The sequence below is a fragment of the Pseudoalteromonas sp. TAP-3C genome (genome assembly GCF_059888565.1).
In genome coordinates, this window is sequence record NZ_CM187618.1 from 428809 (window position 1) to 455229 (window position 26421).

24 protein-coding genes are annotated in these 26421 nt (G+C 40.8%); 15 read left to right on the forward strand and 9 right to left on the reverse strand.

The window, feature by feature from the left end:
- Positions 1–51 precede the first annotated feature (51 nt).
- Entirely contained in the window at positions 52–2847 is a 2796-nt protein-coding gene (glnE, locus tag AC6H44_RS01960) for a bifunctional [glutamate--ammonia ligase]-adenylyl-L-tyrosine phosphorylase/[glutamate--ammonia-ligase] adenylyltransferase (RefSeq protein WP_500737169.1), read from the forward strand.
- 23 nt (positions 2848–2870) lie between these two features.
- Here glnE and AC6H44_RS01965 read toward each other — a convergent pair whose 3' ends face one another.
- The 3 genes from AC6H44_RS01965 to tolC form a co-directional block, all read right to left on the reverse strand.
- Positions 2871–3443, reverse strand: coding sequence for a toxin co-regulated pilus biosynthesis Q family protein (locus tag AC6H44_RS01965; RefSeq protein WP_500737171.1), 573 nt, complete (start codon positions 3441–3443; stop codon positions 2871–2873).
- A 36-nt stretch (positions 3444–3479) separates the two neighbouring features.
- A complete protein-coding gene (gene lpxL / locus AC6H44_RS01970; protein ID WP_500737172.1) occupies positions 3480–4403 on the reverse strand; it encodes an LpxL/LpxP family Kdo(2)-lipid IV(A) lauroyl/palmitoleoyl acyltransferase in 924 nt (307 codons plus the stop codon).
- A 366-nt stretch (positions 4404–4769) separates the two neighbouring features.
- Positions 4770–6128 (reverse strand): outer membrane channel protein TolC, encoded by a 1359-nt coding sequence (gene tolC / locus AC6H44_RS01975; RefSeq protein WP_500737174.1) that lies wholly within the window; start codon positions 6126–6128, stop codon positions 4770–4772.
- A 156-nt stretch (positions 6129–6284) separates the two neighbouring features.
- On the opposite strand from tolC, the gene AC6H44_RS01980 reads away from it, so the two are divergent.
- The 9 genes from AC6H44_RS01980 (at position 6285) to rraB (ending at position 15194) form a co-directional block, all read left to right on the forward strand.
- Positions 6285–6911: an NUDIX domain-containing protein gene (locus AC6H44_RS01980; RefSeq protein ID WP_500737175.1), complete on the forward strand. Its 627-nt coding sequence runs from the start codon at positions 6285–6287 to the stop codon at positions 6909–6911.
- Between the two features lie 30 nt (positions 6912–6941).
- Entirely contained in the window at positions 6942–7400 is a 459-nt protein-coding gene (locus AC6H44_RS01985; protein ID WP_500737176.1) for a DUF1249 domain-containing protein, read from the forward strand.
- On the forward strand, positions 7387–8172 hold the full coding sequence (locus AC6H44_RS01990) for a metallophosphoesterase (RefSeq protein ID WP_500737177.1): 786 nt from the start codon (positions 7387–7389) through the stop codon (positions 8170–8172). The genes AC6H44_RS01985 and AC6H44_RS01990 overlap by 14 nt, the downstream gene beginning before the upstream one ends.
- The gene (locus tag AC6H44_RS01995) at positions 8157–8717 is read left to right on the forward strand and encodes a YqiA/YcfP family alpha/beta fold hydrolase (RefSeq protein WP_500737178.1); all 561 of its coding nucleotides are present in this window, start codon (positions 8157–8159) and stop codon (positions 8715–8717) included. Before AC6H44_RS01990 ends, AC6H44_RS01995 begins: the two co-directional genes overlap by 16 nt.
- Before the next feature lie 30 nt (positions 8718–8747).
- On the forward strand, positions 8748–10637 hold the full coding sequence (gene parE, locus AC6H44_RS02000) for a DNA topoisomerase IV subunit B (protein WP_500737180.1): 1890 nt from the start codon (positions 8748–8750) through the stop codon (positions 10635–10637).
- A gap of 31 nt (positions 10638–10668) precedes the next feature.
- Positions 10669–11763 carry a PQQ-dependent sugar dehydrogenase gene (locus AC6H44_RS02005; protein WP_500737182.1) on the forward strand — a complete coding sequence of 365 codons (1095 nt, stop codon included), beginning with the start codon at positions 10669–10671 and terminating at the stop codon, positions 11761–11763.
- Positions 11764–11773: 10 nt separating this feature from the next.
- Entirely contained in the window at positions 11774–14071 is a 2298-nt protein-coding gene (gene parC / locus AC6H44_RS02010) for a DNA topoisomerase IV subunit A (protein WP_500737184.1), read from the forward strand.
- A gap of 74 nt (positions 14072–14145) precedes the next feature.
- A complete protein-coding gene (locus AC6H44_RS02015) occupies positions 14146–14859 on the forward strand; it encodes a 1-acylglycerol-3-phosphate O-acyltransferase (RefSeq protein WP_500737185.1) in 714 nt (237 codons plus the stop codon).
- On the forward strand, positions 14859–15194 hold the full coding sequence (gene rraB / locus AC6H44_RS02020; protein ID WP_500737186.1) for a ribonuclease E inhibitor RraB: 336 nt from the start codon (positions 14859–14861) through the stop codon (positions 15192–15194). Before AC6H44_RS02015 ends, rraB begins: the two co-directional genes overlap by 1 nt.
- Before the next feature lie 68 nt (positions 15195–15262).
- Here the strand turns inward: rraB and zntB are convergent, their stop codons facing one another.
- A complete protein-coding gene (gene zntB, locus AC6H44_RS02025) occupies positions 15263–16234 on the reverse strand; it encodes a zinc transporter ZntB (protein ID WP_500737188.1) in 972 nt (323 codons plus the stop codon).
- Between the two features lie 261 nt (positions 16235–16495).
- On the opposite strand from zntB, the gene AC6H44_RS02030 reads away from it, so the two are divergent.
- The 3 genes from AC6H44_RS02030 (at position 16496) to AC6H44_RS02040 (ending at position 18933) form a co-directional block, all read left to right on the forward strand.
- Entirely contained in the window at positions 16496–16918 is a 423-nt protein-coding gene (locus tag AC6H44_RS02030) for an ATP-dependent zinc protease family protein (protein WP_500737190.1), read from the forward strand.
- 64 nt (positions 16919–16982) lie between these two features.
- Positions 16983–17888 carry a 30S ribosomal protein S6--L-glutamate ligase gene (gene rimK / locus AC6H44_RS02035; protein ID WP_500737192.1) on the forward strand — a complete coding sequence of 302 codons (906 nt, stop codon included), beginning with the start codon at positions 16983–16985 and terminating at the stop codon, positions 17886–17888.
- The gene (locus tag AC6H44_RS02040; protein ID WP_500737193.1) at positions 17875–18933 is read left to right on the forward strand and encodes a succinylglutamate desuccinylase/aspartoacylase family protein; all 1059 of its coding nucleotides are present in this window, start codon (positions 17875–17877) and stop codon (positions 18931–18933) included. Before rimK ends, AC6H44_RS02040 begins: the two co-directional genes overlap by 14 nt.
- Before the next feature lie 65 nt (positions 18934–18998).
- Here AC6H44_RS02040 and AC6H44_RS02045 read toward each other — a convergent pair whose 3' ends face one another.
- The 4 genes from AC6H44_RS02045 to recQ form a co-directional block, all read right to left on the reverse strand.
- Entirely contained in the window at positions 18999–19574 is a 576-nt protein-coding gene (locus AC6H44_RS02045; protein WP_500737195.1) for a mechanosensitive ion channel domain-containing protein, read from the reverse strand.
- A gap of 64 nt (positions 19575–19638) precedes the next feature.
- Positions 19639–21357 carry a BamA/TamA family outer membrane protein gene (locus tag AC6H44_RS02050; protein WP_500737196.1) on the reverse strand — a complete coding sequence of 573 codons (1719 nt, stop codon included), beginning with the start codon at positions 21355–21357 and terminating at the stop codon, positions 19639–19641.
- 139 nt (positions 21358–21496) lie between these two features.
- Positions 21497–21781, reverse strand: coding sequence for a DUF3630 family protein (locus tag AC6H44_RS02055; protein ID WP_500737197.1), 285 nt, complete (start codon positions 21779–21781; stop codon positions 21497–21499).
- Between the two features lie 7 nt (positions 21782–21788).
- On the reverse strand, positions 21789–23612 hold the full coding sequence (gene recQ, locus AC6H44_RS02060; RefSeq protein ID WP_500737199.1) for a DNA helicase RecQ: 1824 nt from the start codon (positions 23610–23612) through the stop codon (positions 21789–21791).
- Positions 23613–23747: 135 nt separating this feature from the next.
- Here recQ and AC6H44_RS02065 point away from each other — a divergent pair, with 135 nt between their 5' ends.
- Positions 23748–24203, forward strand: coding sequence for a thioesterase family protein (locus AC6H44_RS02065; protein ID WP_500737200.1), 456 nt, complete (start codon positions 23748–23750; stop codon positions 24201–24203).
- Between the two features lie 51 nt (positions 24204–24254).
- Entirely contained in the window at positions 24255–25175 is a 921-nt protein-coding gene (rarD, locus tag AC6H44_RS02070) for an EamA family transporter RarD (protein WP_500737202.1), read from the forward strand.
- Here rarD and AC6H44_RS02075 read toward each other — a convergent pair.
- A complete protein-coding gene (locus AC6H44_RS02075) occupies positions 25172–26407 on the reverse strand; it encodes a GGDEF domain-containing response regulator (RefSeq protein ID WP_500738358.1) in 1236 nt (411 codons plus the stop codon). The genes rarD and AC6H44_RS02075 overlap by 4 nt on opposite strands.
- Positions 26408–26421: the final 14 nt, after the last annotated feature.

Below are 26421 nucleotides of genomic sequence, written 5' to 3' on the forward strand. Positions count from 1 at the left end.
AGGTTTTTAATCATTCTAGTATGGTTATTGGTGAGATAAAAGAGGATATTGATGAGTAACAACACGCAGCTGCCGATTCGATTACAAAAACTGGGCGAAACACGTTTTGAAGCGCTGTACTCAAAGCAACAAAAACAGCAGCAAATCGTGCGTTTGTTAGCGTTAAGTGATTTTGCTTGGCGCAGTTTAAGCTCTCAACCTAGGCTACTGTCTTGGTTGTTATGTGAGCAAGAAATTAACAATAGAGAAATCTCAGATCCCTTTGCACAGCTCGACATAAATAAAATAGAAGAGCATGAATGTCATCAATTACTTCGCCAATACCGAGAAAAATACTGGCTAAAGGTGGCATTTTTAGACATTTGTTGTGCTAATCCGATTGACGATAGTATTAAATATATCAGTGAACTTGCCAATAAATTGATCGACAGTGCTAACCAGTGGGCTTACAAAAATGTGGCTAAAACTAACGGTGAGCCATTAGATGAATACACCAATTCGTTACCATTAATGGTACTAGGCATGGGCAAGTTAGGTGGGCAAGAGCTTAATTACTCATCTGATATCGACCTTATTTTTGCATACCCTCGCAATGTTAAAACCCAAGGGGGGCGTCGCTCTCTTGAGGCCTCTGTGTTTTATACCAAGGTAGCGCAAAAACTGATTGCAGCACTTAATCAATGCACCCTAGACGGTCAAGTGTTTCGGGTTGATATGCGTTTGCGACCATTCGGTGAAAGTGGTCCATTGGTGATGAGTTTTAATGCCATTGAAGATTATTACCAAGAGCAAGGACGTGATTGGGAGCGCTACGCGATGTTAAAAGGACGCTTAATTGGCACGCCTAATATTTATTGGGAGGAGTTTAATACTTTACTGAGGCCCTTTGTATATAGGCGTTATATTGATTTTTCGGTGATTGAATCGCTCAGAAAAATGAAGCTTATGATTGCGCAAGAGGTGCGGCGTAAGCGCTTAACTAATAATATAAAGTTAGGTGGGGGTGGCATTCGAGAAGTGGAGTTTATTGTTCAAGCTTTGCAAATGGTCAGAGGCGGCAGAGAAGCCAATTTACAAACGCAATCTTTATTAATTGCATTAAAAGAGCTATCCCTTAGTCAAGTGATTGATGAGCTTGAAGCTAGCGACTTGAAATTTAACTACTTATATTTACGTAAAGTAGAGCAATACCTACAAATTTTTGATGATCAACAAACGCAAACATTACCTGATGATGAGTTAAATCAACAACGATTAAATGTGTTACTTGAGCTGCCTGACTTTACGGCAACGCTTAAAAAAATCGAGCATGTTATGAGTCAGGTTCATAATGAGTTTACCCAAGTGATAGGTGCAGAAACAGAACCGCTTGATACCTGTGAAGGGGCGTTTATTAGTACGTGGGATCACGGTGATGTCAGCTTTTTAACTGATCCTAGAGATGAGTGGCAAACCCCCTTGCATGATTTTAAACAGCGTCTTTCTAAAGCTAAAGTAGGTAACCGAGGTCGTGATATTCTCGACAAATTAATGCCTGCATTACTTAAACAGCTAAGTGACTTTAATGCCAGTGCCAGCGTATTTGCCTCAGTTTGCCAAATACTCAATAAAATTATTTCGCGCACTGCTTATTTAGAGCTGTTGTATGAAAATCCAGGAACATTAAAGCAACTGGTTTTATTATGTTGTCATAGTAAATGGATTGGTGAGCATATTTCCTTGTATCCAATATTGCTCGATGAGCTTATCGACCCTGCGGTACTTTATCAACCAACCCCTTTAACGGCCTACAAAGACGAAATAAGGCAGTATTTTTTACGTATCGAACATGACGATCTTGAGCAACAAATGGAGGCACTTCGTCAGTTTAAACAAACTCATCAATTAAGAATAGCAGCCGCGGATGCCACAGGCATTATTGATGTAATGAAAGTAAGCGATCACTTAACCGCGCTCGCTGAGGCTATAGTAGAGCAGGCTGTCAATATTGCTTGGTATCATTGTGTAAAACGCTTTGGCATGCCACCTAATACCAGTGTTGAACATAAAGGCTTTGCCGTTATTGCTTATGGTAAAACCGGTGGCTTTGAGGTGGGTTACGATTCTGACTTAGATTTAGTATTTGTCCATAATCATGACGGCACTAGTTACACAAGTGGCGATAAAGCAATTGACTCAAGGCAGTTTTATTTAAAGCTTGCACAGCGATTAATGCATTTATTTAATACCCGAACCGCTTCAGGTATTTTGTATGAATTAGATACTCGCCTGCGCCCAGAAGGACTTTCTGGGTTATTAGCTATTAATTTAGAGAGCTTCAATCATTATCAGCAGACCCAGGCGTGGACATGGGAGCATCAAGCGTTAGTCAGAGCCCGACTGATACTAGGCCAAGCTGAACTAATAGAGCGATTTGCCCAAATTCGCGCCGATATATTGTGTCAAAAGCGCGATGTTGAGGTTTTAAAAACAGACGTAATTAATATGCGCGAAAAAATGCGTGGTCATTTAGCCAAAGGCAATGCTCAGCAGTTTGACTTAAAGCAAGATGCAGGGGGGATGACCGATATTGAGTTTATAACTCAATATTTAGTGCTTAAGCATGCGCATGAGCATAGCCATTTATGTGAAAACTCTGATAACGTTAGAATTTTAACCGATGCTGCTAAAATAGGCTGTATTAGTGATATACAAAAACAGCAGCTGGTTCAAGCTTATATAGATTATCGTTCACGTTACCATGTGTTAAGCCTGAATCAGCAAGGTCGCTGCGTAAAACGCCAGCAGTTTAGTGAAAACATTAATAACGTCAGTACCATTTGGAAAGTTGTATTTGAGCTGGACTAGTTAATAATTAGGCGCTCAGTATTTTAATTATTTAATTTTAAACAATTTGAACGCACAAATTCAGAGGGTAATTCGGTAATAACCGCAGCGCGTTGTTTAGGGCAAAAATACGCGTACACTTCGTTTACAAAGTCATCATTAATAGAGCGACTAACGCGATACAAAGCGGAATTGAAGCTACCATCTATACGAAAGTGCTCTTTTATTACGTAATCCTTATCTAAGTACCACAATAAAGTAATACCTTCATTATTGGCATATTGAGTCAGTACCGTACGTAAGGTTGAATCACGTTGAAAGCGACGCGGCCCCACCTCACCACTCCAATTTAGGGGCATAGGCTCGGCCACAAAAGAGCGCTGATTAAGCGCTCTGTCGAGACTTAAATCGGGTTTATCAAGTTTAATAACAAACTTTTCATTATCTTTGTCGATAGTTACTTTATCGCGAATAGAGGCATAAAACCGTGATAACCCATCCGCTGCAGCATTGGTGGTTTGTTGATAATTTAGTACTGAAGCGCCATTTAGTAAAAAGTAAATGGCCGCACCAATTAACAAAACCGCTAAAATTAAATATTTAATCCAAAACCACATAGTCGTTACTCATTGTTGTTATTTAATAACCTATCTTTAATAAAAAGAAGGCGCGTCTTTATCTGGTCGTGTTTTAAAACGCCTGTGTAGCCACATATACTGCTCAGGGGCGGCATTTATTGATTGTTCCATGCGCTGATTAACACGTATTACATCGGCTTTATCATCACCGCTTGGAAAATGTTCAAGCTCAGAAATTATTTCTAAGTGGTATTGTCCATCATTATCACGGCGAGTGATTAAGCTCATTGTTTCACAGTTTTTACTGCCCGCAAACATCAGTGTACCGGTGGTTGTTGCAGTATCGGGTACTGCGAAGAATGGCACAAACTCACAGCGGTTACGACCATAATCTTGGTCGGGTAAGTAGTAACAGACTTTTTTATTTTTGAGTGCTTTTAATAAGCCTTTTACGTCTTTTTTTCCAATAAGGTATTCATTAGAGCGAAGTCGCCCGTTAGTCGTAAAATATTCCATAAGCGGATTGTTATGCGGACGATAAAAGCCAACACCTTGGCATTTTAATCCCATCACTCGACTGGCCATCTCAAGGTGAAGCACATGTGGAATAAGTAATAAAACACCTTTTCCAGATTGTTGTACTCGCTCAAAGTGCTCAAGCCCTTTAAACGATCCTACTACTTTTTCGACCCGCCACTTTGGCCACCACCAAGCCATACCAGTTTCAACCATGGCAATACCAGTATTTTCCATATTTTGTAGGATTAAATTTTGCTGCTCAACTTCGCTCATCGTTGGAAAACAGCGTTTAATATTAACTTCAGCAATGTGTTTTCGGCGCTTCATATATTTATAAATTAAACGGCCGAGCTGTTTACCCATAGCTAATTGTAGCTTTTGTGGTAACCAAGAAACTAAGTATAAAAAAAGCACGCCAATCCATGTTAGCCAATAACGAGGACCTAAAAAAGAGGCTTTAAAAGGGGATGAGTTGACCACAAAAAATTTCTCTAAAATAAAAAATGCTAGGGTCTGTTGACCTTTGCGGATTAAAATTTGTTCAAACTAGGGGCGATTTAATCGCGGCGCGAGGTTTTTAACCTAGTGGGCTAAGTAAAAACCGAGCAACAAAGAGTTAATCGCCCCTAGGCAGAACCCTTCGGGCAGCGCCTGTTTGGCATTGATGCTGCGTTATCGCCTATTTATGGGGAATAACCACACCACACAGGCTCTGCCTTGCCTAAATACCAAACAGGCTGCTGCAAATTTAACCTTGAAAGGCCAACAGACCCTAGTCTAACGCTATGCACTCAAAAATACAAAAAGCCAGCAAAAAGCTGGCTTTAGTGAGTACACTAAAAGTGCTTAGTTTACGGCATTTAAACCTTGGTTTATACCGACTAAATCTTCACGATTTAATGTGCCGGTGGCTTGTTTTAAACGAAGTGTTGATACTACGTAGCGATAACGTACATTAGCTAAGTTACGCTTTGCATTAAATAAATTTTGCGTACTTACGAGCACATCAACAATGGTACGTGTACCTACTTCAAAACCCGCTTCTGTGGCTTGAAGCGCACTTTGAGCCGAGACAACGGCTTGTTCAAGTGCTTTATAGGTCGCAATGTCAGATACCACTTGATTGTAAGAAGTAATAACAGAGCGAGTAACGGCGCGATAGTTGGTTTCAAAGTCTTGGCTCGCAGCAACGTAAAATGCCCGCGCTTGATCAGTGGCAGCAACAGTGGCTCCACCTGAATACAGTGGTACGCTGAAATTTAGCCCAATAGAGCTTGAATCTGAACGAGGTTGGCTGTCAAAACGAGTACCATTTATTTCACGGTCGGTTAATGAATCCCCGTAGCTGGCATTCAAGGTCAGTTTTGGATAATGACCAGCTTTAGCAAGTTCAATTTGCTCTTTAGCAATATCAACCGTTATTTTAGACACTTGCAGGTTTAAGTTTTTATCTTTTGCAATTTTCACTAAATCAGCCGCAGGCGTATTTGGCTTAACGGTTGAAAACGTATCAGTGTTTAACATATCTAACTTTGCGTGATATTTACCCGTAATTTCACGTAGTTGCTCACGTGCTGTTTCTACCGCGTTATTCGCTATGATTTCTTGCGCTACTGAGTTATCAAACTGTGCTTGTGCTTCATGTACATCGGTAATAGCGGTTAAGCCCACAGCGTAACGTTGTTTCGTTTGTTCTAGTTGACGCTCAATGGCGCGTTTTTCTGCTTGCACAAACTCTAGGTTATCAATAGCGCTTAATACGTTAAAATAGCCTTCAGCAACACGCACAATTAAGTTTTGTTTAGCAAAGTCGTATTGGCCACTCGCTTGCAGTGCTTGTTTGTCGGCAATACCTAACGAATTCCATGCACCTAAATCGAACAAGGTTTGGCTTAAATTAATGCCCCGTGTAAATTGATCGGTGTCACTTTCTACTTTAACTTGGTTTGATAAATCGCCTACGCTTTGAAAAGAGGTTGAGTCACTTTTTTCATAACCCATATTCAAGCCTATTTGCGGTAACAATGCGCTCATAGCGCGATCGCTTTGGTATGATTGTGCATCGGCTTGGGCTTTTGCTTTTAAAACGGTAGGATCGTTGGCTGTTGCGATTTCAAAAACGTGAAGTAAATCTTCAGCATTGGCTACGGTTGAGCCCAATGCGCATGATAAACTAACCAATGCTGCAAGGATGTTTTTTTTCATGTGATGTTCGGTCCTTAGACAATTTTTATACTAGGGGTATGTTAACCTGTTTTACCTAATAACTAAAAAAAAATTCGTAAAATAACGTTTTCAAGTGTAACAGAATATATATCTAAATGGCGCTAATGTCTTTGCGCTTTAAAAAGGAAAAATAAGATGGCGAATAAAAGTCGTATTAAATTTACTCATGACGATGTGACCTTAAAACCGATTGAAAACCTGTATAAAGGGTTTTTTAAAATAAATCTTTATCAATTTAAACACGCTTTATTTGCCGGTGGAGAGTCTGAGGTTATTCGCCGTGAAATTCTTGAGCGCGGTGATGCGGTAGCGGTATTACCCTATGATCCGCTGACTGAGCAAGTGTTGCTAATTGAACAAATTCGAATTGGCGCAATTAAAAGCAAACACACGCCTTGGCTGTTAGAATGTATAGCGGGTATGACTGATGGCAGTGAAGATTACGAATTGGTGGTGAAAAAAGAAGCGTTTGAAGAAGCCGGGCTTAACTTAACAAAACTTGAGTTTATGCTGTCGTACCTTTCAAGCCCTGGTGGCACCACAGAGCGTTTGTTTTTATATTTAGCTCAGGCAGATTTAAGCCAAATGAGTACCGGCATTTATGGATTAGAAACCGAAGGTGAAGATATTAAAACTCACATTATGGGGCTAGATGAAGCACTTGAGCGACTCAATAGCGGTGAAATAGATAATGCGGCCACTGTAATTTGCTTGCAATGGTTAGCACTAAATCGCGATAAGATACGTAAAAAATGGGCATAGTTTTTAATTTTTAATAAAAATGGCGGTATTTTGACAGCACTTTTAACCACTAATCGATACATTCAAAGTCTTCCAAAGTATTTAACGCTTTGTGAGCATAATTATGTGCGCCTTTTAAAATTATTACCTCACGAGCGAGCGGTCGGTAGTGTTAGAGAAATCAAATTAGGCCACAGTGAATTTGTTATTAATATAGATCATAGTGCCAAGTACACCCTTGATATATCTATTAAACAGTTAACAGGAATGGTCAAAGGTATAACACCATTATATTTAACGGCTCGTTTGTATAACGATGCCAAAGTTGCAGAAATTGTTCATCATGATTATCACCAACGCATTAAGCCTTCTTACGGTTACCCTAATCCTAAAATGCATCAAAAAGATGAAAAGTATCAGTTAAACGCCTTTTTATATGACTGGTTAGTGGCATGTGTTGAAAGAGGTCAATCAACACTTAATTGGGATATAAATAATGGCTTGGTTTGATGACACCTATCGCTTTGAACACGCTCAGCTACGAATTGCACATATAACTGACAGTCACCTTTTTAGTGATAAACATGCCGAGTATTTTGGGGTTAATACTGCTGAGCATTTTACTAAGGCGTTAGCTGATATAGCAAATCAGCAGCCTGATGCTTTAATATTTGGGGGGGATTTAACTCAAGATCACAGCTTGAATTCCTATTTATTATTTGCAGATATCATCCATAACAGTGAGCTAAACTGTCCCGTATTTTGGGTTCCTGGCAACCATGATGACATTCAGATGCTTAATTTAATTAGCGGTGGGCAAATACAACGGGCTAAACATATTGTGGCACCTGGGGTTGAACTTGTATTGCTAAACTCTAAAGGCGATACACCTGCTGGATGGATAACCGCTGCGCATTTAGAGGAAATTACTGCATGTTTAGTTGATTCACATAGTCGCCATGTTGTATTTTGTCACCATAATCCATTGCCTATTAATGGTTATTTAGATAAACATATGCTTGAAAATGGGCCGCAGTTATTAAATTTATTGGTCAATAGTACGGTGGTTGATGCGCTGTTTCATGGGCATGTTCATAATGATTATCATCAACAATTTAGAGGGCTTGATATTTACGCCACACCCGCCAGTTCTATTCAATTTACCAAACACAGTGCTACATGGCAGCAACACGATAAAGGGGCCGCTTATCGCATGCTGTATTTAAATGCTGAGCAACAACAAGTGCATATTCATACGGAAGTGGTATGGTTAAACGGGTAATTTACATTCACGGTTTTAATAGCTCTGAGAAATCATATAAAGCTGTGCGCTTTGGTGAGCTTATGGCACACTATGATGTTGATTATTGTGTGCCGCGTTTAAATCATGAGCCTATAGAGGCGATTATAACGCTTGAACAATTGTTAACACCAAATACGGTATTACTAGGCAGCTCGTTAGGTGGTTTTTTTGCCACGTATTTATCGCAGCGTTATCATATTCCTGCGGTGGTAATTAATCCCGCTGTTGCCCCAGATACTTTATTAACGCCTATACTTGGGCCTAATTATAATCCGTACCAAGATTATAATTACCAATTACAATCTCGTCATATAGATGCTCTAAAAGCATTAACGGTGACAGAGTTAAAGTTTCCTGAGCTGCTGTACTTATTACAACAAACAGGGGATGAAGTGTTAAACTTTCAACACGCAATAACGTATTACTCACAATGCAAACAGTTAATTGAATTTGGCGGTGATCATAGCTTTAATGGCTTTGAGCGGGCTTTTTCAAACATTGTTGATTTTCTTAAAATCAGTTAGAAATAATTAGCGTATACAAAGATAAAAACTATGACACAACAAAATTATAACGCCGAAGCCATTGAAGTACTTAATGGATTAGAGCCGGTAAAACGTCGCCCAGGCATGTACACAGACACGTCGCGCCCAAACCATTTAGGCCAAGAGGTTATAGATAACAGTGTTGATGAAGCAATGGCTGGGCATGCAACGCGTATTGATGTCATTCTGCATGAGGATAATTCACTGGAAGTGAGTGATGATGGCCGTGGTATGCCAATCGATATTCATCCAGAGGAAGGTATTTCTGGGGTTGAACTCATATTTACCAAACTGCATGCCGGGGGTAAATTTTCAAACAAAAGCTATCAGTTTTCAGGTGGTTTACATGGTGTAGGTATTTCCGTAGTCAATGCACTGTCTACTCGTGTAGAAGTTATTGTTCGCCGTGATGCACAGCAATTTAGAATGGCTTTTGAGCATGGCGATAAAGTTGAAGATTTAAATGTTATAGGCTCCGTGGGCAAACGCAACACCGGTACTACGGTTCGTTTTTGGCCAGATACCAGCTATTTTGATTCAGCTAATTTTTCACTGACTAAACTTAACCACTTATTAAAAGCCAAAGCGGTTTTATGCCCAGGGCTGCGTATTAAGTTTGTAAATAAACAAACGAAAGAAACCCAAGAGTGGTTTTACGAAACAGGCTTAAAAGACTACTTAATAGAAGCTATTAAAGGGTATGAAATACTGCCTAAAGACCCCTTTGTCGGTGAATTTTCAAGTTCTATTGAAGGTGCTGATTGGGCCGTGGTATGGATGCCTGATGGGGGGGAATCAATAGCAGAAAGTTACGTAAACTTAATTCCTACTGCGCAAGGGGGGACTCACGTTAACGGCCTACGCCAAGGGCTTTTAGAGGCAATGCGTGAGTTTTGTGAGTTTAGAAATTTATTACCGCGTGGCGTAAAGCTAACTCCAGATGATATTTGGGAGCGTTGTAGCTATGTATTATCGGTTAAAATGCAAGATCCCCAATTTGCAGGCCAAACTAAAGAAAAATTATCATCGCGTTCGTGTGCCGCGTTTGTATCTGGAGTAGTAAAAGATGCCTTTAGCTTATGGCTAAACGAGCACACAGATACCGCTGAGTTGCTCTCTGAACTGTGTATCTCTAATGCACAACGTCGTTTACGCGCCGCTAAAAAAGTAGTACGTAAACGTGTTACTTCAGGCCCGGCATTACCGGGTAAGCTTACCGATTGTAGCGCCGCAGATAATGACCGCACAGAATTGTTTTTAGTCGAGGGTGATTCAGCAGGCGGCTCGGCAAAACAAGCGCGAGATCGTGAATTCCAAGCAATTATGCCCTTAAGAGGTAAAATTTTAAACACCTGGGAGGTTGAGTCAGGACAAATTTTGGCTTCTCAAGAGGTGCATGATATTTCAGTGGCGCTTGGTATAGACCCCGATTCGAGTGACTTATCTGGGTTGCGTTACAATAAAATATGTATATTAGCGGATGCTGACTCGGATGGGCTGCATATTGCTACCTTATTGTGTGCTTTATTTGTTCGTCATTTTCCACAATTGGTTAGAACAGGGCATGTGTATGTTGCTATGCCACCGCTATTTAGAATCGACATTGGTAAAGATGTTTATTACGCACTTGATGAAGAGGAAAAAACGGGTATTTTAGCCCGTATAGAAGCAGAGAAAAAACGTGGCAAGGTCAACGTACAGCGTTTTAAAGGTTTGGGTGAAATGAACCCGTTACAATTGCGTGAAACAACCATGGATCCGAATACTCGTCGTTTAGTGCAGTTAACGCTTGATGAAGAAGAGCAAACAATGGAAATGATGGATATGCTACTGGCCAAAAAACGCTCATCAGATCGCCGTCAATGGTTAGAAGATCACGGCAACAAGGCGCAGGTTTAACAAGCCTTTGGGCTTAAAACAGGAGAGATAAATGAAAACATTATTTAGCACATTGTTGTTACTGGTTTTCATATCATCGCCAGTAATGGCGAAAAATATACTCGACAAACTGACGGCAGCTCCGGGGTTTGAAATTAGTTTATTTGCAGATGATATTAAAAATGCACGACAAATTGCAGTTTCAAGCCGAGGTATAGTGTATGCAGGGTCACGTAAGGCAGGTAATGTGTATGCCTTGATTGACCATAATAGTGATGGTGTCGCAGATAAAACAATAGTCATTGCAGAGGGGTTAAATATGCCCTCAGGTTTAGCCATCAAAGACGGTGACTTATATGTCGCTGAAGTACACCGTATTATTCGTTTTAAAAATATCGACAGACACTTAAAAAATCCAACGTTTGAAGTGTTTTATAGCGATTTACCCTCTGAGCGCCATCATGGTTGGAAATTTTTACGCTTTGCCCCTAACGGCGAGCTTATTATTCCGGTGGGCGTACCGTGTAATATTTGTGAAGACGATCCCCGCTTTGGTCGTATTTTTTCGTTAAATACCGAGACTAAAGAGATCACAACGTTAGCTAAAGGTGTGCGTAATACCGTGGGCTTTGACTTTCACCCTGTCACGCAAACGCTGTGGTTTAGTGATAATGGCCGCGACATGCTGGGAGATGACATTCCACCTGATGAGTTAAATCGTGTCACTAAAGAGCAAGAGCACTTTGGTTTTCCGTACGTACATGGGGGCGTTATTCTTGACCCCGAATTTGGTGAAGGTAAAAATATTGCTGACTACACCCAGCCTGCCTTAGCACTGGACGCACATGTTGCGCCATTAGGGATTCACTTTTATACCGGTAAGCAGTTCCCTGACAGTTATAAACAACAGCTATTTGTTGCTGAGCATGGTTCGTGGAACCGCTCTAAAAAGGTGGGTTATAAGGTGACTGTGGCAACCATAGAAAATGGCAAGGTTACAAAGTATACGCCATTGATCACAGGTTTTATGCAAGACGAAACAATATTTGGCCGCCCCGTAGCATTTGCACAATTAAATGATGGCAGTCTATTAATAAGCGATGATTACGCTAACGTAATTTACCGCGTAAGCTATAAGAAAAACTAGGTAAGCTTTAATGAGTGATACAAATACCTTGCTAATGCAAGGAATTGAACAGCAAACAATGGGGCGTTTTACCGAAGACGCCTACTTAAATTATTCAATGTACGTCATCATGGATCGTGCTTTACCGCACGTAGGTGACGGCCTAAAACCAGTACAACGTCGCATTATTTATGCAATGAGCGAATTGGGATTATCGGCAAATGCCAAATACAAGAAATCAGCCCGCACCGTGGGTGATGTATTAGGTAAATACCACCCTCATGGTGATAGTGCCTGTTATGAGGCCATGGTACTGATGGCGCAGCCGTTTTCTTATCGCTATCCGTTAGTCGATGGTCAAGGTAACTGGGGGGCAGCGGATGATCCTAAATCGTTTGCGGCAATGCGTTATACCGAAGCGCGCTTATCTAAATTCTCTGAAGTATTGCTTAAAGAATTAGGCCAAGGGACCGTTGATTGGACGCCAAATTTTGATGGCACTATGAACGAGCCAGTTGTAATGCCTTCGCGTTTACCGCATATTTTACTTAACGGAATAACCGGTATCGCCGTAGGCATGGCCACCGATATTCCGCCGCATAATGTACGTGAAGTGGCCAGTGCCTGTTGTTTATTGCTTGATAAACCAAAAGCAGAACTCGAAGAGCTACTGGAGTTGGTGCATGCACCAGATTATCCTACTGATGCTGAAATAATTACTCCTAAGGCTGATATTCACAAAATTTATAAAACTGGCCGTGGCTCAATTAAAATGCGTGCTGTGTATTGTGAAGAGCAGGGCGATATCGTTATCACAGCGCTGCCGCATCAATGCTCGGGTGGTAAAGTACTTGAACAGATAGCAGCGCAAATGAATGCTAAAAAGCTGCCAATGGTGGCCGATTTACGCGATGAATCTGATCATGAAAACCCAACGCGTATTGTGATTGTGCCACGTTCAAATCGAATTAAAGCTGAGCCCTTAATGGCGCACTTATTTGCGACCACCGATCTTGAAAAAAACTATCGCGTAAACTTAAACATGTTGGGCTTAGATGGCCGCCCTCAAGTTAAAGACCTACGCAGTATTTTAACTGAGTGGCTGACCTTTAGACGCGAAACGGTGCGTCGTCGTTTACAATACCGACTCGATAAAGTACTGGCACGATTACATATTTTAGAGGGTTTACTTGCTGCCTTTTTAAACATTGATGAAGTAATAGAGATTATCCGCTCTGAAGATAAGCCTAAACCCTTATTAATGGAACGCTTTGAGTTAACCGATATTCAAGCGGAAGCCATTTTAGAATTAAAACTTCGTCATTTAGCCAAACTTGAAGAGTTTAAAATTCGTGGTGAGCAAGACGAATTAGCCAAAGAGCGTGACAAATTAGCGCAAACATTGGGTTCAGACCGTCGGATGTCGACCTTATTGAAAAAAGAAATTCAAGAAGCCGCAGAAATGTACGGTGACGATCGCCGCTCCCCTGTAATTGAGCGTGTCGAAGCAAAAGCCCTCAGTGAAAAAGATTTAATTCCATCAGAGTCGGTGACTGTCGTACTATCAGACAAAGGCTGGGCCCGTGTTGGTAAAGGTCATGACTTAGATGTTGAGGGGTTAAGTTATCGCGCCGGTGATGGATATAGAGCTTCAGCGCGGGGCAAAAGTAATCAGCCTGCCGTGTTTTTAGATTCAGCAGGGCGAGCATTTGCCAGCGATGCCCATAGTTTACCTTCAGCAAGAAGCCAAGGTGAACCGATGACAGGGCGCTTTAACTTAACCTCAGGTGCGAGCTTTGAACACGTTGTAATGGGGGAAGACGCCCAAGTATTGTTAATGGCCTCTGATGCAGGTTATGGCTTTATTACTGACTTTAAAGACCTAGTCAGTAAAAACAAAAATGGTAAAGCCTTAGTAAGTGTACCAAAAGGCGGGGTGTTGTTATCGCCAATTCGGGTTAACGACGTGGCTACCGACTACTGTATGGCGATTTCTAACGAAGGTCGCATGTTATTATTCCCACTGCGTGACTTACCTAAGCTAGGTAAAGGTAAGGGTAATAAAATTATTTCCATTCCCGGTGCTAAAGTGCAAGCGCGCGAAGAGTTTGTAAAGGTATTAGCCGTTGTACCGCAAGGCAGCAGTGTCACCTTGCATGCAGGTAAGCGAAAATTAACCCTAAAACCGAGCGATCTTGAGCATTATCACGGTGAGCGAGGCCGCAGAGGTAATAAGTTACCTCGTGGATTACAGCGCGTTGATGAGGCCGTGGTGGAATTAACGCCTCAACAAACGGATGAACCAAGTTTAGACTATGATCAACGTTAATCTGCTGATTAATTAGTTTGAAATAACGTTATAATAAAGAAATCGATCAGGGTGGTTATATTGGAGAGGCGCACTTGCTAGCTGTTATACGTATTTTTTTGATGCTGTTGTTTATAGTATTAAGTTGTTTTTTTGGTTTGTTGTTATCAATCTTCAGACCATTTCATCCCAATAATATGCATATTGTATCGAGCTTGTTTGGTTCAATGGCTAGAATGCTCGGGGTGAAATTAGAACTTAAATATCATCCGGATGCGCTTAAAGTGGGGCCTGCTGTCTATGTAGCGAATCATCAAAATAATTATGATATTTTTACCATTGCAGCTATGGTGCCGCAAAATTGTGTAACTATTGGCAAAAAAAATCTTAAATGGATCCCCTTTTTTGGTCAGTTATACTGGTTGTCAGGTAATATATTAATCGACAGGTCAAATCGTTCAAAGGCGGCGGGAACCATCTCTAAAGCAGCCGCTAAAATTAAGCAAAAAGGGTTATCTGTATGGATGTTCCCAGAGGGGACACGCAGTTACGGGCGTGGTTTATTACCCTTTAAAACCGGTGCTTTTCACACGGCAATGAGTGCAGGTGTGCCGGTAGTGCCAGTGTGTATGAGCACAACCGATAAAACCATTAAACTAAACCGATGGGATAATGGTACAATTTATATCGAAATGTTAGCCCCTATAATACTTGATAATAGCATTAGCGTGCGCGAACATGCTAAAAATGTACACCGTATTATGGCTACCAAAATAACAGAGTTAGATGCTCAAGTGAGAGAGAAATAATGGAAAACTGGCGTGAAATAAGTGAAGACATCGTAACTTCATTACTTGAAGATGGTTCTGATCCGGAGATTCTTTACGAAGTAGAGCACCACTTTGTAAGCGAAGATTTTGCTAAGTTAGAACAGGCGGCATTGGCTGCGTTTAAACTAGGTTATGATGTTGAAGAGCCAGCAGAACTTGAGCTTGAAGAGGGTGAAAAAATTTGGGGTTTTGATATTGTTATTGAGGCCGAGTTAGATGTTGACGTGATAATGGAAGACGTTGATAAGCTCGCGCAGCTTGCGGTTGAATGCGATGTAGAATACGACGGTTGGGGCACTTACTTTCAGGAGTAAGGCGCAACCAAAGGAAAAGGCGAATGCTCGATATTCGCCTTTTTTGTGCCTAGGTTTTTAAAAGCAAACTACAGCCATTTTTTATTTTTAAAGTAAATACCAATAACGCTTGTCAGTACAACTAATAACACCACAAACGTAGTAAACGCATAAGGGCTTTCTGTGCCCGGTATACCACCGACATTAACGCCCAATAATCCAGTTAAAAACCCCAGCGGCAAAAATAAAGCCGCCACTACCGACATTACATACATGCGTTGATTTAACTGCTCAGACACTTGGTTTGTGATAGTTTGTTGAATAACCTGCGCGCGCTCTATTGCGCTATCTAGCTCTTCTAAATAGCGAATAAGTAAATTGGTAGTTTCGTTTAATTTGGCTTTATCATCATCAAAAAGCCATGGGTAATGATTATTAACCATATTACTAAGTGCTTCTTTTTGTGGTTTTAGATAACGTTTAAGCGCTATTGTTTGCCTGCGAAGTTGCGATAAGCCCTGATTATCAAACTTTTTACTTGGCTCATCGATTTCTTCTTCAAATTTATCTAAATTTTCATCGAGCTCATCAATTACGGTGTGCATTCGCGAGGTGAGCTTTTGCGTCAGTGAGCACACAAGCTCAGAAATACTGCTTGGTCCCTCGTTATTATTTAGTGAGGTCAAAATATCTTGTACTGATAATAACCGGCGCTTGCGGGTAGTGATCAGCACATCTTTATTAATAAATAGGCGAATAGACACCATATCTTCAGGACTTTGTGCTGGGTTTAGATTAATTCCGCGCAAAAATAGCATATGACCATTGGTAGTGGGAGTAATTCGTGGGCGAGTTTCATCTGCGGTGAGTGATTCCAGCTCGTAGTCATTTAACAAGTTACAGTTTTTTAGCCACTGAACAGCTTCATCTTGACTATAATCCATATGTACCCAAAGCTTACCTTTTGCTGGTTGCCATTGGTGCAGTTGTTCGTTATTTTCGATGGCACGCGCGCCGCCTTTTTCATTAAGAATAAGTGCGTGTAATAAACCGTTAATCATAATAACTTCTCATAGTGGTGTATTTTTAATATAGTTAACTCAGATGAGTAAATAACATTCAGCATTTACTGAGAATGCGGTAAGATTTAACTAAGTGTAAATAAATTGTGCTTATTCTTGTTAGGCACGATTGTTATACCTGCATTGTTAAACGAGTTAACTTTAAAGGTCAATTAAATTAGCTTGTCGATTGGATTAGTTTATTTTGTTGGTGTTTTATCGGTTGTAGCGTATAAGACACTTTTTATTAAAGGCGTATTTATGACGACAAAGATAACAGTCGGTTGGCGTGAGTGGTTGGGTTTACCAGAATTAGGTATCGATCGAATTAAAGCAAAAATCGATACTGGCGCCCGCACTTCCTGTATTCATGCAATTAATATTGAAGAATATGAAGTAAATGGCGAAAAATGGGTTAAATTTATAGCGCAACCATTGCAAGAAGACGAGCAAACGCAAATTACCTGCAATGCAAAAGTGAAAAAAATGAAGTACGTTACGAGTTCAAGCGGACAAAAAGAACTTCGGTACTTTATTGAAACGACACTACATGCAGGCGCTTATAGCTGGCCTATAGAAATAACATTAACCAGTCGTGCGTCAATGAAATTTAGAATGCTGTTAGGGCGCACTGCGATGGAAAATAGAATAGTCGTTGATCCGGCTTTATCTCATTTATTATAAGAACATGTTGAGCAGCGCTGGGTTTTAGCGCGACGCTCAAATTAACTTAGTTAAGGTTTTAACTATGAAAATTGGTATTTTATCTCGTAACAAAAACTTGTATTCAACTCGTCGCTTAATTGAAGCGGCTGAGCAGCGTGGCCATGAAGTAAAAGTAATTAACGCATTGCGCTGCTACATGAATATAAACTCAGAGCAACCTGAAATTCATTATCGCGGCGAAAACTTAAATGATTTTGATGCTATTGTGCCGCGTATTGGTGCATCAGTTACCTTTTATGGCTGTTCGGTATTACGACAGTTTGAAATGATGGGGGTGTACCCGGTTAATGAATCTGTGGCGATTTCTCGTTCGCGCGATAAGTTACGTTCATTACAGCTACTATCACGCAAAGGCGTGGGTATGCCGGTCACTGGTTTTGCCTGTAAACCAGATGATGTTAAAGATTTACTCGAAATGGTAGGTGGTGCACCTGTTGTTATTAAATTACTTGAGGGGACTCAAGGTATAGGTGTAGTGCTTGCTGAAACGCGCAAAGCAGCAGAAAGTGTTATTGAAGCGTTTATGGGCTTAAAAGCAAACATCATGGTGCAAGAGTATATTAAAGAAGCGGGTGGTGCGGATATTCGTTGTTTTGTACTCGGCGATAAAGTGATTGCAGCAATGAAACGCCAAGCCCAAGAGGGTGAGTTTCGCTCAAATCTGCATCGTGGTGGCAGTGCAACCTTGGTGCGTATTACACCAGAGGAGCGTAAAACAGCGGTCGCTGCTGCAAAAGCAATGGGCTTAAATGTAGCTGGGGTTGATTTACTTCGCTCATCACGTGGGCCTTTGGTAATGGAAGTAAATTCTTCACCAGGTCTTGAGGGAATTGAAATAGCAACAGGTAAGGATATTGCAGGCATGGTGATTGACTTCATTGAGAAAAATGCCGCAAGTAAAGGAACAGCAACTCGTGGCAAAGGTTAAAGTTAATAAAGCTTTTACCCTATTAGGTGAAAGCATTGGCGTGGGTGAGCGTAAAACCTTAGCGCTTGAAGCTGCAAAACTCTACACCCACTCACCACTTAATATTCCTATTGAAGTGGTTAACGGTGTTTTGCAAGGCCCTGTATTAATGGTTTGCGCTGCAATACATGGTGATGAGCTCAATGGTGTTGAAGTTGTGCGCCAATTACTCGCTAAAATCGACGCTAACCAGCTGCGTGGTACACTTATTGCTGTACCTATTGTTAATGTATTTGGTTTTATTCATAAGTCGCGTTATTTGCCCGATCGTCGTGATATGAACCGCAGTTTCCCAGGTTCTGAGCGGGGCTCATTAGCAGGTCGCATGGCGTATATGTTTTTTAATCAAGTTGCTGTGCATTGTACGCATATTATTGATTTACATACTGGCGCGATTCATCGCACTAATTTACCGCAAATACGGGCTAATTTAGCCGATGAAGCAACCGCACAAATGGCTAAGGCTTTTGGTACTCCCGCAGTGATAGATGCGTCATTACGCAATGGTTCACTGCGCAGTGAGGCGGCTAATTTAGGTATTCCTGTAATTACCTATGAAGCAGGCGAAGCGCTGCGTTTTGACCCAATTGCGATTGCTGCAGGTGTGCAAGGGGTCGATTATGTAATGCGTCATTTAAAAATGATGCGTGGTAAGCGCCCTAAAAAGCTACCAGATCCTGTTATTGCCAGCTCCACTAGTTGGGTGCGTGCAGAGGTTGATGGCATAGTAAGGGCGCAGGTCTCATTAGGAGAGCGTGTTACTAAAGGGCAAATATTAGCCTACATTAGTAGCCCGCTAGGTGATTCAGAGCTTGAACTGCTCGCTCCTCGAAGTGGCATTGTTATTGGTCAGCAAACTATGCCACTGGTGAATGAAGGTGATGCTGTATTCCACATTGCTTATTTTGCTCATTCAAATAGCTTGGTAGAGCAGCAGTTAGAAACCTTTATTGATGAGATCAGTGATTTAGATGATGAGCTAAAAACGGCCGAATTAAATAATTAACTGTTAAATATAAAAGTGAATAAAAGGCCAGTCTGATTTTTAACTCAACTGGCTTTTTTAACATGTTAACTACGTGATTTAGGGCCAATAACGCGCTTGATTGCCAGCGCCTTTGTTGGTTTAGGCGCTTTGTTCAATACCAAAACAGGACGAGTAACAAACAAATTATTAGGGTAAATAACCCGATGGCCATCAATATGTTCTAATAAAACATTCATGAGGCCCATTTCAATAATACGCCCTTCAATGGCATTAGCACCATCAACAATTCTGACCCAATAGCCAACGCGGCAATCATTTTGTATAAACATTAATAAGAAAGCAGTTAAATTGCTCAGCAATGACCAAGCAGCAAACAGCGCTACCCCTAACATGGCAAATAATGAAGAGCCCAATACCAGCAAGCCGCGTAGCTCTATTCCCCAAAAAACGAGTACTAAACAGAGCATAACAAAAGCTAAAATTATTTTTAACAGCAGCTCAGCACGGTGTTTTCGATGTAAATCAATTTTACCTCTTATGGCTTTTTCGAGTAACTTGGTGGTTACTTTTAGCAACAGTGGAAAGCTCAATAGTGCAATAATGGTAACGATAAGTTTATATTGTGCGGCCAAAAGTTCTAAAAGGGTGATTAATTCCAAAATATACTCTCACAATAATAATATGCGCAAAGTGTAACGTTTTAGCTCAGTGCACAGTAGTGTTTTAAAAAGAATTTTTTACGCTGAGTAACCATTGAACAGAGTCAACATCATGGTATTTATTTAATGGGGCTGCAATATCAAGGTGGATCATGGTACCTGCATTGGCGCGACTTGGTGCAAGACGTAAACCTAAACCGACATTTTTGAGCACTGGGGTGTTTTCAACTTGATATTGAGTATTCGAGTTGCTGTTGTACCATGCACGGCCAACATCTAAAAAGGCGGCACCACCGACCTTAAATAGCTGCAGTAAGTCATATTCCCAGTAATAGCGCTTTTCTAAGCTAATTAAAAAACTACGATCCCCGTGTTGAAACTCCATAGGGTAACCACGTAACCCTGTTTCACCGCCTAAGGTAATTTGTTTATCATTAGTAAGATTTTTTGCGTATTGCAGCCTAGCTTTTACGTACCAAGATTGATCAATACTGGTATTTAAATAATATTGAATTTGGCTGGTGGTGAGTAAGTTTTCGAGTTGTTTTTGCTCGTTATTCCAATAGCCTTGAATATCCCCATAAAAGCGCCAAAGGGTATTCTCACCACTAAAATGGGCTTTATTAAAATTAAACGAGTAAACAGCACGGCTATCGTCGTTACTGATTGACTTATCAGAGTAGCCCAGTGTGGCTTTTATATTCCAGCCTAAATTTAAATCCTCAGTACGATAAATACTGTCAAAGTTACGCACTTTAATAAAGTTATCTTCAAACCAATGTCCGCTTACATAAGGGTAACTAAGCTGCCTATCGTGAGCCAGCGGAATCGTGGTTTCATCGATGCTTTTAAATGTTTGCTGCTCGTCAATATAACCAATGGTTAGGCGCTGGGTCCAGTTATGAGTTAGGGCTTTAGCGTGGCCAAAAAACACTTGGTTAAAGTCGGTTGTTTGTTCAAATTCGCTGAATTTTTCGCCTCTAAGATACAAGGCTTCTTCTCGCTGGGTTGAATAACTCAGGGCACCATAGCTGTAAGGTGTATCTATGGCATAAAACGGGTAGGTTAATTCAACTAAATGGCTTTTACCGTCACTGTTATCGGCGTACTCTATTCGCCCGCGGTAGCGAGTTGATAAGATATTTGGATCATCGTAAACAAATAAATAGCCGTTACGATCACTGTCGGTTTTGCGTGCAAACGATAGCCTTTTACCCCAACCAAATAAGTTCGATTCACGAAAGCCAATACTTGATTTATTTTCGCCGCCACTGCGACTAAAGCTAAGCTCTGGCAGTAAAGTCCATAAGTCGCGAGTAATAACAACTACATCAATATCGCCATCGCAGTTTTCGTTGGCAATGATTTGTGCGTCATATAAATAGCTTTGTTTGCGAAGTAATCGCTCAGATTCGGCCAAGGTTTTTGGATTAAAAGCATCACCGGTTTGAAATAATAAAATACTCTTAATTACCTCGGGCTCAGTTTGTATATGCGCCCGATTTGCAAAGCGAAACAATGCGTTATTTTCAGCCTCGAGCTCGGTATTAAATACGTTGAGTTTTTTAAGCGTAATAGAAGCTATTTGCGCATTACTTTTTGTTGTGAGGGTTAGCGTTGGTGATTCAATTTGACGACGCAGATTATTTTCATACGTTTGCGTGGAGTCGCCATCAGTGCAGTTTTGGGTTAATGGCGCTTCTTGCGCACAAACATCGAGCATCAACATACCCAAAATAGAAAGGCTAAAACAATTACATGTAATCCATTTTCTATTTACCATTAATCCTCTTTAGCGCTATTTTGCAAAATAAAACACTTAGTATAAGCTTTCATCTAATATAAGCTTACATCATTGTTATTAATATGTAAGTAAAAGCACGGCTTTATTTTATTGTTTTAACAAGCGGTAAACTACAATTTTAAGTTAAATAAAATGTTAGCGCTGCCAACAAGTTATCGGCATCTTGGCCTTCGCCATTAATCCAGAGACTTTGACTGTAATGCTCAAAATTGAGATTAAACGTGTGGTTAGCATAGCTAAAGCGCAACTGATGACGATCCGCACCAGCGGCATATTCACTAATGCTGATATTATCTGCATGTAAAAATAGCGTACCCCACAACTCAAAGTCTTCATCGTGCGGCAGCTCTGTCGGTTTAACAATAATACATTGATGTGTGTGATCGTATTCAAGTTCGGTCATAGAAGGCTTATTGCGTTGCTAGATAATGTCGAATTGCGGTTAAAAACTCACCGCCATATTTGTTTAATTTAGTAAAACCAACCCCCGACACTTTTAAAAATTCACTGTCGTTAGTAGGCATAAGCTGCGCCATTTCGGCCAGCGTTTTATCGTTAAATACCACATAAGGCGGTACATCATCAGCATCGGCCAGCTCTTTGCGTAATGCACGCAGGCGAGCAAATAGTTTTTTATCGTAATTAAATTTCGCTAGTTTATCTTGATAAACATGTTTAGCTTGCAGGCGAGGCTCGGCCAGTTGTAGCGCATATTCACCTTTTAAAATAGCGCGTGCGGCTTCCGTTAATCTTAGCGAAGCGCCTTGGGTTATATCTTGGCTTAATAGTCCTTGGTGAATAAGCTGGCGTAAAATACTCAGCCAAAATTCACTGCTCTTATCTTTACCTATGCCGTAGGTGCTGAGCTCATGATGGTTGTTATCGCGAATGCGGCTGGTGTTAGCACCGCGTAATAATTCGACTATGTAGCCCAAACCAAACCGTTGCTGCGCGCGATATACACACGACAGCGCTTGTTGGGCAACCAAGGTGCCATCAAAGCTTTTAGGTGGATTTAAGCAAATATCACAGTTTCCGCAAGGCTCACGTTGGTATTCGCTAAAGTAATTTAATAATATTTGTCGACGACAGGTTTGCGCTTCTGCAAAGCTGGCCATAGCATTAAATCGTTGCTCTTCTACGCGGCGGCGTTGTTCATCGTCAATGTCTTCAAAAAAGCGGCGAACACGACCAATATCGGCAGGATCAAAATACATAATGGCCTCTGCAGCAAGTCCATCACGCCCAGCACGGCCTGTTTCTTGATAATAAGCTTCAATACTTTTTGGAATATCATAATGCAGCACAAAGCGTACATTTGGTTTATTAATTCCCATACCAAAGGCTACAGTGGCAACCACAATTTGAATATCATCACGGGCAAAGCCTGTTTGCACAAACTGACGTTGCTCGTTACTCATTCCAGCATGATAAGCTGCTGCGTTTAAGCCTGCATCAGCGAGCTTTTCGGCAATATCGTCAACACGTTTGCGGCTGGTACAGTAAATAATACCACTTTGATTTTTTTGCTCTTTTAAGTAGCGCAACAATTGCACCATAGGTTTAAATTTTTCTTCTATGGTGTAACGAATATTTGGGCGGTCAAAACTGCCAGTATGAATATAAGGTTGCTGTAACTTTAATTGTTCAACAATATCAAAACGAGTGGCTTTATCGGCGGTGGCTGTCAGTGCCATCATAGGCACATGGGCAAAACGTTGTTTAAGTTCATTTAATCTAAAGTAGTGCGGCCTAAAGTCGTGACCCCAATGAGAAACACAGTGCGCTTCATCAATGGCAAACAAACTTACCTTTAAATGTGACAGTCGCTCTAAAAACTCTCTCTGCAGCACTTTTTCTGGGGCAACATAGAGTAATTTTATTAACCCCTGATGTAGCTGTTGATACACTAATTGCTGCTCTTCACGGGCTAGGCTGTTATTTATATAAGCCGCTTTGACGCCAAGTGCCTGTAATTGAGTGACTTGATCTTGCATCAAAGAGATAAGCGGCGAGATAACAATACATACTCCCTCTAATACTAATGCAGGTATTTGGTAACACACCGATTTACCACCACCGGTAGGCAGTAAAACTAACGAGTCTTGGCCATTAATGGCGGCATCAATCACAGCACTTTGACCGTCGCGAAATTCACTGTAACCAAACACTTGTTTGAGTACAGTTTCGGGTTTACGCACCAGCGTATTAGAAGAGGGGGGTTGTGTATTCATTGGCGCTATTTTAGTGGTTTTTTATCAGGATGTCTTTAGCTTTCATTAAACATCAGCTAATGATAATCAAAGAGGTTACAACAGCTTCCAGTTGTGCTTTACTCATCGTACCACTTTAAAGCATAGAGAATAATAATGAATAAAGAAATGTTGATTGACCAAGTTGGGGCGCTGTTTGTAAATAATATGCCTTTTAATCAATTTTTAAAAATAGCGGTGGAGTCACTCAGTACGGAACAAGCTAAAATATCCTTTCCTTGGCAAGATGTGTTAATAGGCAACCCAGCGCAAAAAATTCTTCATGGTGGGGTTATTTCAGCGGTGCTCGACAATGTGGGCGGAATGTTGGCAGCAGCCAGTGTGATAGGAAAGCTAGATGATGCTGACTTGCCTAGTGTACATAAAAAATTAGCAACACTTGGCACCATAGATTTACGTACTGATTATTTACGTCCAGGCAAAGGCGAGGTGTTTATTGCCAGTGCAAAATTGATTCGTTCAGGAAATAAAGTCTGTGTGTGCCGAATGGAGTTACATAACGAGCAGTCAGTACAAATTGCTTTTGGTACGGGCACGTATTTAGTTGGCTAAAAAGTAAGAGGGAGTTAAACTGACTACCTTTTAAATCATCAAGTGTTTATTATGTCGACTGATATTGAGCAGCGAAAGGGCGCTATTTTCGCTTGCCTTGCTTTTTTTATGTGGGGCCTAGCACCTATTTATTTTAAGATGATCCAACATGTGTCAGCATTTGAAATTTTAATGCATCGTGTTATTTGGTCTGTTGTGTTTTTAGTTTTAGTGGTGAGTGTGCTCAACTACTGGGATAAAATTAAACGCATTTTAATCCAGCCTAAACTTATTTTGATGTTAGTTATTACCTCCACCTTACTGGGGTTTAACTGGGGCTTGTTTATATGGGCCATCAATAACAACCATATGTTAGATGCTAGCTTAGGTTACTATATTAATCCTCTATTAAATGTTTTGCTTGGCATGGTATTTTTAAACGAGCGATTACGTAAACTACAAGGAGCAGCCGTTGCATTGGCTTTTACCGGCGTTTTATTACAGTTAATTAGTTTTGGCTCATTTCCGGTGGTCGCGTTTTCGTTGGCGACCTCGTTTGCGTTATATGGTTTATTGCGTAAAAAACTACAAGTAGATGCATTGCCGGGTATTTTAATTGAAGCATTTATTTTGCTCCCTGTTGCACTTATCTACTGGTGGTTAATGCTACCCACCGAAACCTCTAATTTACCGACCAACGATTGGTTAACCAATGTACTTTTAGTGAGTGCGGGCATAGTGACTACATTGCCATTATTGTGTTTTACTGGTGCGGCTAAACGTTTACAGTACACAACACTCGGTTTTTTTCAGTATATAGGCCCCAGCTTAATGTTTATTTTAGCGGTGGTGTTTTACGGTGAAGTATTTGATGCTGAACGCGTGATTACTTTTGCTTGTATTTGGAGTGCACTGGCTATCTTTAGTTGGGATTCATACCATCAGTCGCGTAAACGAAAAAAGGCCGCTATCATTGCCTCTGGTGTGGTTTAGCTAACCACTTTATTGCGACCCGACTCTTTTGCTTTGTAGAGTTTTAAATCAGCTTGTTTTAATAGCTCGTCAATTTGATCGGTTTCACTGTGGTTGAAGCCTATCGACAGTGTAAAATTAATATTATCTTTGCTAAATTTATGGCTGTTAAACTCAATAAAGGCTCTAAATTCTTCCAATTGGTTTAACGCTTTTTGCTTGGTGGATTGTGTAAAAAGCACCGCAAATTCTTCGCCACCTAAGCGTGCAATAAGCTGATTTTCAAAATGCTGATTAAGTGATGTCGCCAGCTTTTTAAGTACTTCATCACCGGCATCATGGCCAAAGGTGTCGTTAATGGCTTTGAAGTGGTCAACATCGAGCATCGCGAGCATGGCGGGTGTTTGGCTTTTTGTTAATTCGTTTAAAAAATCATTCGCTTTTTCAAAAAAGTAGCGGCGATTTGGTAGTTTAGTTAAATAGTCGGTATTGGCTTGGCGTTTTATAGTGGTTATATACTCAAGCATATCAACGTTTTGAGTTAACCGACAATAAAACTCTTCACTGTTAAAGGGTTTGTATAAGTAATCATTAGCGCCATTTTTTAAAAATAAAGCGGATAGATTGGATGAAGTAACAGCTGAAATACCTATGACAGCTTTTTCGCCATTACCGTACAGACGCCTTATTTCACTGCACAGCTCAATCCCTCCCATATTGGGCATTTCTTTGTCAGTAATAATGACTGAAATATCAGGTGTGTTTTCAAGCTCTTTAAGGGCTTCTATCCCATCGGTTGCTTGAAAGGTTTGATATTTATGTCGGGTTAATAAGCTACAAATGTATTGGCGTGATGATAGTGAGTCATCAACAACCAGCACTTTAACTCGTTCGTTACGTGGAAGGCGGTAGAGTTGTTTTTGAAGGTATTCATAGGCTTGATTATTGCCTTTAATGATGTAGTCGATGATCGGGTATTTTTCGACTGTATCACGAGTTTGCTTATCAATATTACCTGTCATAACAATGGTAGGAATATCTGCAGCAACTGTACAGGGTATTGCCTGACCTTTTGGCGCGTCAGGTAATATGAAGTCGACCACCGCACAAAAATAACGAAACTTATTTATTAGCTTTTTAGCCTCAGCTAACGAGCTTGCGATATCAACTTCAAAACCCGCCTTTTGCGCGATATGCTTTTGCACGCGCGCAATCGTCGGAGTGTCTTCAATAATAAGTATTTTATGCACCAGTTAACGACCCTGTT

Excerpts from the sequence above, each read along its gene's own strand:
- glnE (WP_500737169.1), top strand. The coding sequence starts at position 52 with ATGAGTAACAACACGCAGCTGCCGATTCGATTACAAAAACTGGGCGAA.
- AC6H44_RS01965 (WP_500737171.1), bottom strand. The coding sequence starts at position 3,443 with ATGTGGTTTTGGATTAAATATTTAATTTTAGCGGTTTTGTTAATTGGT.
- tolC (WP_500737174.1), bottom strand. The coding sequence starts at position 6,128 with ATGAAAAAAAACATCCTTGCAGCATTGGTTAGTTTATCATGCGCATTG.
- AC6H44_RS01980 (WP_500737175.1), top strand. The coding sequence starts at position 6,285 with ATGGCGAATAAAAGTCGTATTAAATTTACTCATGACGATGTGACCTTA.
- AC6H44_RS01990 (WP_500737177.1), top strand. The coding sequence starts at position 7,387 with ATGGCTTGGTTTGATGACACCTATCGCTTTGAACACGCTCAGCTACGA.
- AC6H44_RS01995 (WP_500737178.1), top strand. The coding sequence starts at position 8,157 with ATGGTTAAACGGGTAATTTACATTCACGGTTTTAATAGCTCTGAGAAA.
- parE (WP_500737180.1), top strand. The coding sequence starts at position 8,748 with ATGACACAACAAAATTATAACGCCGAAGCCATTGAAGTACTTAATGGA.
- AC6H44_RS02005 (WP_500737182.1), top strand. The coding sequence starts at position 10,669 with ATGAAAACATTATTTAGCACATTGTTGTTACTGGTTTTCATATCATCG.
- parC (WP_500737184.1), top strand. The coding sequence starts at position 11,774 with ATGAGTGATACAAATACCTTGCTAATGCAAGGAATTGAACAGCAAACA.
- rraB (WP_500737186.1), top strand. The coding sequence starts at position 14,859 with ATGGAAAACTGGCGTGAAATAAGTGAAGACATCGTAACTTCATTACTT.
- zntB (WP_500737188.1), bottom strand. The coding sequence starts at position 16,234 with ATGATTAACGGTTTATTACACGCACTTATTCTTAATGAAAAAGGCGGC.
- AC6H44_RS02030 (WP_500737190.1), top strand. The coding sequence starts at position 16,496 with ATGACGACAAAGATAACAGTCGGTTGGCGTGAGTGGTTGGGTTTACCA.
- rimK (WP_500737192.1), top strand. The coding sequence starts at position 16,983 with ATGAAAATTGGTATTTTATCTCGTAACAAAAACTTGTATTCAACTCGT.
- AC6H44_RS02050 (WP_500737196.1), bottom strand. The coding sequence starts at position 21,357 with ATGGTAAATAGAAAATGGATTACATGTAATTGTTTTAGCCTTTCTATT.
- AC6H44_RS02055 (WP_500737197.1), bottom strand. The coding sequence starts at position 21,781 with ATGACCGAACTTGAATACGATCACACACATCAATGTATTATTGTTAAA.
- recQ (WP_500737199.1), bottom strand. The coding sequence starts at position 23,612 with ATGAATACACAACCCCCCTCTTCTAATACGCTGGTGCGTAAACCCGAA.
- AC6H44_RS02065 (WP_500737200.1), top strand. The coding sequence starts at position 23,748 with ATGAATAAAGAAATGTTGATTGACCAAGTTGGGGCGCTGTTTGTAAAT.
- rarD (WP_500737202.1), top strand. The coding sequence starts at position 24,255 with ATGTCGACTGATATTGAGCAGCGAAAGGGCGCTATTTTCGCTTGCCTT.